The 9,926-nt window shown below is 71.4% G+C and carries 9 protein-coding genes; 8 read left to right on the plus strand and 1 reads right to left on the minus strand.

Going from position 1 to position 9,926, the window contains the following annotated elements; all coding sequences use genetic code 11:
- From ACIY1X_RS20860 to accD, 6 genes are all read left to right on the plus strand, one after another.
- Positions 1 to 2,169 (plus strand): FimV/HubP family polar landmark protein (locus ACIY1X_RS20860; RefSeq protein ID WP_399684282.1); only part of this gene is annotated, 2,169 nt, incomplete at its 5' end.
- A 100-nt stretch (positions 2,170 to 2,269) separates the two neighbouring features.
- Entirely contained in the window at positions 2,270 to 3,082 is an 813-nt protein-coding gene (gene truA / locus ACIY1X_RS20865) for a tRNA pseudouridine(38-40) synthase TruA (protein WP_399684284.1), read from the plus strand.
- Positions 3,079 to 3,864: a phosphoribosylanthranilate isomerase gene (locus ACIY1X_RS20870; RefSeq protein WP_169748307.1), complete on the plus strand. Its 786-nt coding sequence runs from the start codon at positions 3,079 to 3,081 to the stop codon at positions 3,862 to 3,864. Before truA ends, ACIY1X_RS20870 begins: the two co-directional genes overlap by 4 nt.
- Positions 3,865 to 3,914: 50 nt before the next feature.
- Positions 3,915 to 5,195 (plus strand): tryptophan synthase subunit beta, encoded by a 1,281-nt coding sequence (trpB, locus tag ACIY1X_RS20875; RefSeq protein ID WP_038208391.1) that lies wholly within the window; start codon positions 3,915 to 3,917, stop codon positions 5,193 to 5,195.
- Positions 5,192 to 6,013 carry a tryptophan synthase subunit alpha gene (trpA, locus tag ACIY1X_RS20880; protein WP_038208388.1) on the plus strand — a complete coding sequence of 274 codons (822 nt, stop codon included), beginning with the start codon at positions 5,192 to 5,194 and terminating at the stop codon, positions 6,011 to 6,013. Before trpB ends, trpA begins: the two co-directional genes overlap by 4 nt.
- A gap of 111 nt (positions 6,014 to 6,124) precedes the next feature.
- On the plus strand, positions 6,125 to 6,997 hold the full coding sequence (gene accD / locus ACIY1X_RS20885) for an acetyl-CoA carboxylase, carboxyltransferase subunit beta (protein ID WP_038208385.1): 873 nt from the start codon (positions 6,125 to 6,127) through the stop codon (positions 6,995 to 6,997).
- Positions 6,998 to 7,003: 6 nt separating this feature from the next.
- On the opposite strand, the gene ACIY1X_RS20890 is transcribed toward accD, so the two are convergent.
- A complete protein-coding gene (locus ACIY1X_RS20890) occupies positions 7,004 to 7,561 on the minus strand; it encodes a YggT family protein (RefSeq protein ID WP_038208363.1) in 558 nt (185 codons plus the stop codon).
- Positions 7,562 to 7,611: 50 nt separating this feature from the next.
- Between ACIY1X_RS20890 and ACIY1X_RS20895 the strand changes: the two genes are divergently transcribed.
- The gene (locus ACIY1X_RS20895; protein WP_038208349.1) at positions 7,612 to 8,262 is read left to right on the plus strand and encodes an LON peptidase substrate-binding domain-containing protein; all 651 of its coding nucleotides are present in this window, start codon (positions 7,612 to 7,614) and stop codon (positions 8,260 to 8,262) included.
- Between the two features lie 165 nt (positions 8,263 to 8,427).
- Positions 8,428 to 9,926, plus strand: a 1,499-nt coding sequence (gene lysS / locus ACIY1X_RS20900) for a lysine--tRNA ligase (protein ID WP_399684287.1), incomplete at its 3' end; no start/stop codon positions are given.

A 9,926-nucleotide genomic window follows, 5' to 3' on the forward strand; every position in this document is an offset into this window, starting at 1 on the left:
CAGGCGCGCGCGCCCGTGCGCGCGGAGAGCAGCGGCGAGCAGCAGGTCACGGTGCGGCCGGGCGACACCGCCGGGCGCATCGCGGCGAGCCTCAAGCCGGCCGACGTGTCGCTCGACCAGATGCTGGTGGCCCTGCTGCAAGCCAACCCCGACGCCTTCATCCGCGGCAACGTGAACCGGGTCAAGGCGGGTGCCGTGCTGCAGGTTCCCAGCGCCAGCGCCGCCGCCGCCATCCCGGCGGCCGAGGCCCGGCGGACCGTGGTGGCCCAGAGCCGCGACTTCAACACCTACCGGCAGCGCCTGGCCGAGAACGCGCCGGCCGCCCGGACGGACGCCGCCGACCGCCAGGCCGCCGGACGCCTGCAGGCGAACGTGGAGGACCGCAAGGCGGCCGCGGCCTCGCCCGACAAGCTGACCATCTCGCAGGGCAGCGCCAAGGGTGCCGCCGCCGAGGAAAAGCTGGCGCAGACCCGTCAGGCCCAGGAAACGACCAACCGCGTGGCCGAGCTGTCGCGCAACATCGAGGAACTGAACAAGCTGCAGGGCGCCAGCGGCAGTGCCCCGGCGGCACCCGCAGCGGCGCCGTCCGCCGCACCGGCCGGCGGCACCGCCCAGGCCCCGGCCGCCGCACCGGCACCCGCCCCTGCCGCAGCGGCGAGCCCGGCGCCGGCTGCCGCAAGCCCGGCTGCCGCGCCGGCCGCTGCAGACCCGTCCGCGACGAGCACCGCTGCAGCACCGGCACCCGACGCACCGCCGGCCGCCGCCGCGGCGCCCGCGCCAGCGGCGACCTCGGCCCCCGAAGCCAGCGCACCCGCACCCGCGGCAGCCCCCGCCCCGGCGGCTGCCGCGCCGGCCAAGGCCAAGCCCAAGGTCGTGCCGCCGCCTCCGCCCGAGCCGGGCTTCTTCGAGCAACTGGTGGGCAACCCGCTCGTCCTGGGCGGCGGCGCCATCGTCCTGCTGCTGCTCGGCTTCCTGGCGTACCGCGCGCGCAGCCGCAAGACCGCGGCCGATGCAGGCGACAGCGTGTTCCCCGAAAGCCGCCTGCCGAAGGATTCCTTCTTCGGCGCCACCGGCGGCGAATCGGTCGACACCAAGAACCGCAACAGCAGCTCGATGGTGTCCTCGCTGTCGTACTCGCCGAGCCAGCTGGACGCCGGCGACGTCGACCCGGTCGCCGAGGCCGACGTGTACCTCGCCTACGGCCGCGACCTGCAGGCCGAGGAGATCCTGCGCGAGGCGCTGCGCACCACGCCCGAGCGCACGGCCATCCACCTCAAGCTGCTCGAGATCCACGCCAAGCGGCGCGACCTGCGGGCCTTCGAGGCGCTCGCGCAGGACGTGCACAAGCTCACCAACGGCAGCGGCGCCGACTGGGGCCGCGTGATGGACATGGGCCGCGAGCTGGACCCGGGCAACCCGCTGTACCAGGGCAGCGCCGCCGCCCTGGCCGACGCCGAGAAGACCATCCCGCTGGCCGCCGGTGGCGCCGCGGCGGCAGCAGCCACGGCCGCCGCGCTGGCCGATGCGCCGGCCGAGCCGCCGCCTCCGCCGTTCGTGCCCTCCGTCGCGCCGCTGGACTTCGACCTGGACCTGGCCAAGCCCTCGGACGCCGCGCCGCTGGCCGCCGCCGATGCCGCCCCGCCCGCACGGCCCGAGCCGCCGGTGACGGCGCCGGCCCCCGTGACGGCCGCCTACGCGCCCACGGCGCGCGCCCCGCTGAACGAGTCGTCCTCCTTCGCGCCGACCGCCCGTTCGCCGCTGTCCGGCAACGGCGCGCTGCCCCCGCTGGACAACGATTTCGACACCGCGCCGGCCGAGCTGGAGATGCCCCGCCCCGCCCTCGACGACGACGAGCGCACCCACCCCGCCACCCTGCGGGCCGGCCTGCCGGGCGATTCGGGCTTCATCGAGTTCGACATGAGCACCATGGCCTCGATCGAGTCGAAGGGCGGCGACACGCGCCCCGGCGCGCTGGAGCCGGTGACCCGCAACAGCGAGCTGGACGATGGCGCCGGCGAGAACCCGCATGCCATCAAGCTCTCGCTGGCGCGCGAGCTGCAGGCCCTGGGCGACACCGAGGGCGCCCGCTCGCTGGTCGAGGAGGTCGCCAGCGAAAGCGCCGGCGACCTGCGCCACCAGGCCGAGCAGCTGCTGGCCCAGTTGCGCTGAGCAGGGCCGGGCCTGGCCCGGCGACAATCCGGGGCCGCGGCGATCGCCGCGGCCCTTTTTCTTTTTGTCTCCCCCGACCGCGCGAAAGAACCGAACGACGATGCGATGGGCGCTCGGCATCCGCTACCACGGCGGCGTCTACGACGGCTGGCAGAGCCAGCCCTCGGGCCGCACCGTGCAGGATCACCTGGAAAAAGCGCTCGCCCGCTTCACCGCCGGCCCGCGCATCGGCACGCTGTGCGCCGGCCGCACCGATGCCGGCGTGCACGGCTGGATGCAGGTGGTGCACTTCGACACGGAGATCGAGCGCGCGCCCTTCTCCTGGGTGCGCGGCACCAACCGCTTCCTGCCGGACGACATCGCGGTGCAGTGGGCGCATCCGGTGCCGGCGGCATTCCACTGCCGTTCCAGCGCGCTCGGGCGGCGCTACCTGTACGTGCTGTCGCAGTCGCCGGTGCGGCCCAGCCTGGACGCCGGCCGGGTCGGCTGGTCGATGCACGCGCTGGACGGCGAGGCGATGCGTGCGGCCGCGGCGGCGCTGCTGGGCGAGCACGACTTCAGCTCCTTCCGCGCCTCGGCCTGCCAGGCGCGCTCGCCGGTCAAGCAGATGCGTCGCATCGAGGTCCGCCGCCACGGCGAGGGCCCGCGCTGCCGCTGGCACTTCGAGTTCGAAGCCGACGCCTTCCTGCACCACATGATCCGCAACATCATGGGCTGCCTGGTGCGCATCGGCCAGGGCCATGCGCCGCCCGGATGGATGCGCGAGGTGCTGGCCGCGCGCAGCCGCGACGCCGCGGCGCCGACCTTCGCGCCCGACGGCCTGTACTTCCTCGGCCCGCTCTACGACGCGCAGTGGGGCTTGCCCGACGAAGTCACGCTGGGCAGCGCCGCTGCCTATGATGGGCCGCCATGAACATGACCCCCACGCTCCCCGCTTCGCGTGGTTCGCTGCCCCCCGAGGGGGCCCACCCCGCCTTGGGGCGGCCCGGCGGCGGGGTGCTCGTCTCCACACCACGCACCCGCATCAAGATCTGCGGCCTGACCCGCGAGCAGGACGTGGACGCCGCCGTCGCCGCGGGCGCCGACGCGGTCGGCTTCGTGCTGTACCCGAAGAGCCCGCGCGCCGTCACGGCCGGGCGCGCCGCCGAGCTGGCGCGGCGGCTGCCGGCCTTCGTCACGCCCGTGCTGCTGTTCGTCAACGAGGAGCCCGCTGCCGCACGGGCCGCCCTCGCGGCCGTGGCGGGCGCCATGGCCCAGTTCCACGGCGACGAGTCGCCCGGCCAGTGCTGGCAGGCCAGCGGCGAGGGCCGGCACCGCTTCCTGCGGGCGGCGCGCATTCCCCTGGGAACGGCCGGTTCGGGCTTCGACCTCGTAGAATTCGCGGCTCGGTTCAACCGCGCCCAGGCCATCCTGCTCGACGCCCATGTCGAAGGCTATGGCGGTGGCGGCAAGGCATTCGATTGGTCACTTCTTCCACCCGCCGTCGACGCTCACCTCGTCTTGAGTGGTGGACTCGCACCAGCAAGCGTGGGCGAGGGCATCCGTGCCCTGCGCACGGCGGGCCGCTCGCTCGCCGTTGACGTGAGTTCCGGCGTCGAATCGGCCAAAGGCATCAAGGACGCCGGCAAGATCCGCGAGTTCGTGGCGGCCGTGCGCGAAGCCGACGCCGCCCACCGCCTCGCATCCCATCGTTGAACCTGCCGTGTGGCCGCCTGCGGGCCGCGCGGCTCCCGGAGGCATCTGCCATGTCGACCCCCTACCAGCAGCCTGACGCCCACGGCCACTTCGGCCCCTACGGCGGCAGCTTCGTGAGCGAGACGCTCACCCACGCCATCGCCGAGCTGCGCGACGCCTACGACCGCTACAAGGACGACCCGGCCTTCCAGGCCGAGTTCGCCTACGAGCTCAAGCACTTCGTCGGCCGGCCCTCGCCCGTGTACCACGCCGCGCGCACCAGCCGCGAGATCGGCGGCGCGCAGATCTACCTCAAGCGCGAGGACCTCAACCACACCGGCGCCCACAAGATCAACAACGTGATCGGCCAGGCCATGCTCGCGCGCCGCATGGGCAAGCCGCGCGTGATCGCCGAGACCGGCGCCGGCCAGCACGGCGTGGCCACCGCCACCATCTGTGCCCGCTACGGGCTGGAGTGCGTGGTCTACATGGGCAGCGAGGACGTCAAGCGCCAGTCGCCCAACGTCTACCGCATGAACCTGCTGGGCGCGACCGTGGTGCCGGTCGAATCCGGCAGCCGCACCCTGAAGGACGCGCTGAACGAGGCGATGCGCGACTGGGTGACGAACGTGGAGAACACCTTCTACATCATCGGCACCGTGGCCGGCCCGCACCCCTATCCGGCGATGGTGCGCGACTTCCAGAGCGTGATCGGCAACGAGTGCATCGAGCAGATGCCGGCCATGCTGGCGGCGCAAGGCATCACCGGCGAGGCGGAAGGCCGCCAGCCGGACGTGGTGGTCGCCTGCGTGGGCGGCGGCAGCAACGCGATGGGCGTCTTCCACCCCTACATCCCCTTCCCCGGCGTGAGGCTGGTGGGCGTGGAGGCCGCGGGCCAGGGCCTGGACAGCGGCAAGCACTCCGCCTCGATCCAGCGCGGCAGCCCCGGCGTGCTGCACGGCAACCGCACCTACATCCTGCAGAACGAAGACGGCCAGATCACCGAGACGCACAGCATCAGCGCGGGGCTGGACTACCCCGGCGTGGGCCCCGAGCACGCCTGGCTGGCCGACACCAAGCGCGCCGAATACGTCGGCGTCACCGACGAGGAGGCGCTGGCCGCCTTCCACCACCTGTGCCGCACGGAGGGCATCATCCCCGCGCTGGAATCCAGCCACGCGATGGCCTATGCGCTGAAGCTGGCGAAGACGATGCGGCCCGACCAGTCGATCCTGGTCAACCTCTCCGGCCGCGGCGACAAGGACATCGGCACGGTGGCCGACCTGGCGGGTGTCGATTTCTACGACCGGCCCTCGATGCGCGGCCTGGCCGTGAAAGGAGGCAAGCAATGAGCCGCATCGCTGCCACCTTCGAAAAGCTGAAGGCCGAGGGCCGCAAGGCGCTCATCCCCTACGTCACCGCCGGCTTCCCCTACGCCGACATCACGCCCGCGCTGATGCACGGCATGGTCGCCGCCGGCGCCGACGTGATCGAGCTGGGCGTGCCCTTCTCCGACCCGATGGCCGACGGCCCGGTGATCCAGAAGGCCGGCGAAGCCGCGCTGGCGCTGGGCGTCGGCCTGGCGCAGGTGCTGGCGATGGTGGCCGAATTCCGCCACCAGGACGACGCCACGCCCGTGGTGCTGATGGGCTACGCCAACCCGGTGGAGCGCTATGACCAGAAGCACGCCGCCGGCGCCTTCGTGCGCGACGCGGCGAAGGCCGGCGTGGACGGCGTGCTGATCGTCGACTACCCGCCCGAGGAGTGCGAGGACTTCGCCGCCGCCCTGCGCGCGCACGGCATGGACCTGATCTTCCTGCTGGCGCCCACCTCTACCTCCGAGCGCATGGCCCAGGTCGCGCGCATCGCCAGCGGCTACGTCTACTACGTCTCGCTCAAGGGCGTGACCGGCGCCGGCCACCTCGACACCGAGGCGGTGGCGGCGATGCTGCCGCGCATCCGCCGGCACGTGAAGGTGCCGGTGGGCGTGGGCTTCGGCATCCGCGACGCCGCCAGCGCGCGCGCCGTCGGCGCCACGGCCGACGCGGTGGTCATCGGCACGAAGATCATCCAGCTCATCGAAGGCCAGCCGCGCGAGGCGGTGGTGCCTGCCGTGGGCGACTTCCTCGCCGGCGTGCGCGCCGGGCTGGATGCACTGCCCAAGGCGTGATAATCCGCACGCCCTTGCGGCCCTGCTTTTCGCATGACGAGACGCAGGGCCGCGCAGATGCCGGCGCCCGCCGCCGATGCGCTGCCCTGAATTTCGATTGGAGCCCCGTCCATGAGCTGGCTTGAGAAACTGCTTCCCCCCAAGATCGCCCAGACCGACCCGGCCGAGCGCCGCCAGGTGCCCGAGGGCCTGTGGATCAAGTGCCCGAGCTGCGACACGGTGCTCTACAAGACCGACCTGGAGCAGAACCAGAACGTCTGCCCGAGCTGCGGCCACCACCACCGTATCGGTGCGCGCGCCCGCCTGGACGCCTTCCTCGACGCCGAGGGCCGCTACGAGATCGGGCAGGAGGTGCTGCCGGTCGATGCGCTGAAGTTCAAGGACAGCCGCAAGTACCCCGAGCGCCTGAAGGAAGCGCTGGAGTCCACCGGCGAGACCGACGCGCTGGTCGTCATGGGTGGCTGCGTGCACAGCATCAACCTGGTGGCCGCCTGTTTCGAGTTCGACTTCATGGGCGGCAGCATGGGCTCGGTGGTGGGCGAGCGCTTCGTGCGCGGCGTCGAGACCGCCATCGAGCAGAAGGTGCCCTTCCTCTGCTTCACCGCCACCGGCGGCGCCCGCATGCAGGAGGGCCTGCTGTCGCTGATGCAGATGGCCAAGACCAACGCCGCCCTCACCCGCCTGGCCAAGAAGGGCCTGCCCTACATCAGCGTGCTGACCGACCCGACCATGGGCGGCGTGTCGGCCGGCTTCGCTTTCGTCGGCGACGTGGTGATCGCGGAGCCGAGGGCGCTGATCGGCTTCGCCGGCCCGCGCGTGATCGAATCCACCGTGCGCGTGAAGCTGCCCGAAGGCTTCCAGCGCGCCGAGTTCCTGCAGGAAAAGGGCGCCATCGACTTCATCTGCGACCGGCGCGAGCTGCGCAGGAAGGTGGCCGACATCCTGGCGATGCTCACGCGGCAGCCGGCGGACGCGGTGAGCTGACGGCCGTCAGCGACCGAGCGAGTAGACGCTCGTCAGCAGGTTGCCCAGGACGATCGCGCCCACCTGCAGCAGCACGATGGCCACCAGCGGCGACAGGTCCACCCCGCCGACCAGCGGGATGAAGCGCCGCAACGGCCGCACCAGGGGTTCGGCCAGACGGTCCACCAGGTCCTTGAGCAGCGGCGAGGCGCCCGGCACCCACGACAGCACCGCGTAGACCACCAGCAGCGCCGTCAGCCCCGAGACGGCGAGCTGCATCAGCCCGAACAGCGACAGCAGCGGCAGCACCGTCATCCGCATCGCGCCGAACAGCAGCATCAGCAGCAGGTACTTCGCCATCACCAGCAGCCAGGCGGCGATGGCGCTGGCGAGGTCCCACTTGCCGGCAGCGGGCACGATGCGGCGCAGCGGCACCACGATCCAGTCGGTGAGCGCGAACACGAAGCGCCCGAGCGGATTGCCGAAGGGCACCCGGTGGTACTGCATGTACAGCCGCAGCAGGCAGGCACAGCCGAGCAGGCCGACGATCACGTCCAGCAGGAAGGATGGGATCTGGTAGAACATCAGCGGCGCGCAGGGGAAGGGAGTGCGATGATAGCCACGCCCCTTCGCCCATGACCGCCTCTTCCCCACCCCCGCTCTCCATCCCGCTGTTCCCCCTGGGCACGGTGCTGTTCCCCGGCGGCCTGCTGCCGCTGCGCATCTTCGAGGTGCGCTACCTGGACATGATCGGCCGCTGCCACAAGGCGGGGCTACCCTTCGGCGTGGTTGGGCTCACCCAGGGCGCCGAAGTGCGCGTGCCGGGCGCCGAGGCCGAGCAGTTCGCCAGCATCGGCACGCTGGCGACGATCTCGCAGCTCGCCTCGCCGCAGCCGGGGCTGATGCACATCGAATGCGTGGGCACGCGGCGCTTCCGCATCCGCGGCAGCGAACTGCACAAGCACGGCCTGTGGACGGCCGAGGTCGAACCGATGCCGGACGACGTGTCCATGCCGGTGCCGCAGGACCTGCAGCATGCGGCCGACGCGCTGCGCCGCCTCGTGCGCACCCTGGAGGAGCGCAAGGCGCACGAGAACGCCGCGGTCCGCCTGCCCGTCGCACCGCCCTACCACTTCGACGACTGCGGCTGGGTCGCCAACCGCTGGTGCGAGCTGCTGCCGCTGCAGCCCGAGCTGAAGCAGCGGCTGATGGAGCTGGGCAGCCCGCTGATGCGGCTGGAACTGGTGAGCGACCTGCTGGCGCGCACCGGCATCGTCAAGGAATAGCGCTCTTTTTTTGTCGCCGGGCCGCCCCAAGACAAAAGCATCCCCCTCGGTGATCGGGCAAGCGCGAAGCGATTGACCGAGGCACCTTTTCTTGATAGCTGCCCGGACCCCGCAGCCGATAAAATGGCGGGTTCGCTTTTCGACGCCACCCGGTTTTTCCTTCTCATGTCCGACGCCCCCGCCAGCCCGCCCGATGACAACCAGTTGATCGCCGAACGGCGCGAAAAACTCAGGGCCCTGCGGGCAGGCCAGGCCGAAGGCAAGGGCGTCGCCTTCCCCAACGACTTCAAGCCCGCCGACCGCGCCGCCGCTCTGCTGGCGGCCCACGGCGACACGGGCGCCGAGGCGCTGGAGGCGGCGCCGGTCGCCGTCAGCGTCGCCGGGCGCATGATGCTCAAGCGCGTGATGGGCAAGGCCAGCTTCGCGACGCTGCAGGACGCCACCGGCCGCATCCAGCTCTACGTCACGCGCGACGCGGTCGGCGAGGAGGTGTACGCCGACTTCAAGAAGTGGGACCTGGGCGACATCCTCGGCGCCGAGGGCACGCTGATGAAGACCAAGACCGGCGAGCTGTCGGTCAAGGTGACGACGCTGCGCCTGCTGACCAAGAGCCTGCGCCCGCTGCCGGACAAGTTCCACGGCATGGCCGACCAGGAGCAGAAGTACCGCCAGCGCTATGTCGACCTGATCACCGACGACGCCGCGCGCGCGCGCTTCGTGGCGCGCAGCAGGGCGGTGTCGGGCATCCGCGCCTTCATGGTCGAGCACGGCTTCCTGGAGGTGGAGACGCCCATGCTCCACCCCATTCCCGGCGGCGCCAACGCCAAGCCCTTCGTCACGCACCACAACGCGCTGGACCAGGAGATGTACCTGCGCATCGCGCCGGAGCTGTACCTCAAGCGCCTGATCGTCGGCGGCTTCGAGCGCGTGTTCGAGATCAACCGCAACTTCCGCAACGAAGGCATCTCGGTCCGCCACAACCCCGAGTTCACGATGATGGAGTTCTACGCGGCCTGGTGGAACTACCGCGACCTGATGGACTTCACCGAGGCGCTGATCCGCGACGCGGCGCAGAAAGCCGTGGGCACGCTGCAGCTGAGCTACCAGGGTAGGCCGGTGGATCTCGCCGCGCCCTTCGAGCGCCTGACCATCCGCGAGGCCATCCTCAAGCACACCGATGCCGGCGACAGGGTGGACGACCGCGACTGGCTGATCGCCGCGCTGAGGAAGCAGGGCCTCTCGGAAGAGAAGGACCGCCTCGCCGCGCGCAGCCTGGCCAGCCTGCAGGTGATGTACTTCGAGGAGACGGTGGAAGAGAAGCTCTGGCAGCCCACTTTCATCATGGAGCACCCGACCGAGATCTCGCCGCTGGCGCGCGCCAACGACGAGCGGCCGGAAGTGACCGAGCGCTTCGAGCTGTACATCACCGGCCGCGAGTTCGGCAACGGCTTTTCCGAACTGAACGACGCCGAGGACCAGGCCGCCCGCTTCAATGCTCAGGTGAACGCCAAGGACGCCGGCGACGACGAGGCGATGTACTTCGACCACGACTTCGTTCGCGCCCTGGAATACGGCATGCCGCCCACCGGCGGCTGCGGCATCGGCATCGACCGCTTCATGATGCTGCTGACCGATTCGCCCAGCATCCGCGACGTGATCCTGTT

Origin of the sequence: Xenophilus sp. (assembly GCF_044462705.1) — a bacterium.
Classification (GTDB): Bacteria; Pseudomonadota; Gammaproteobacteria; order Burkholderiales; family Burkholderiaceae_C; genus Xenophilus; species Xenophilus azovorans.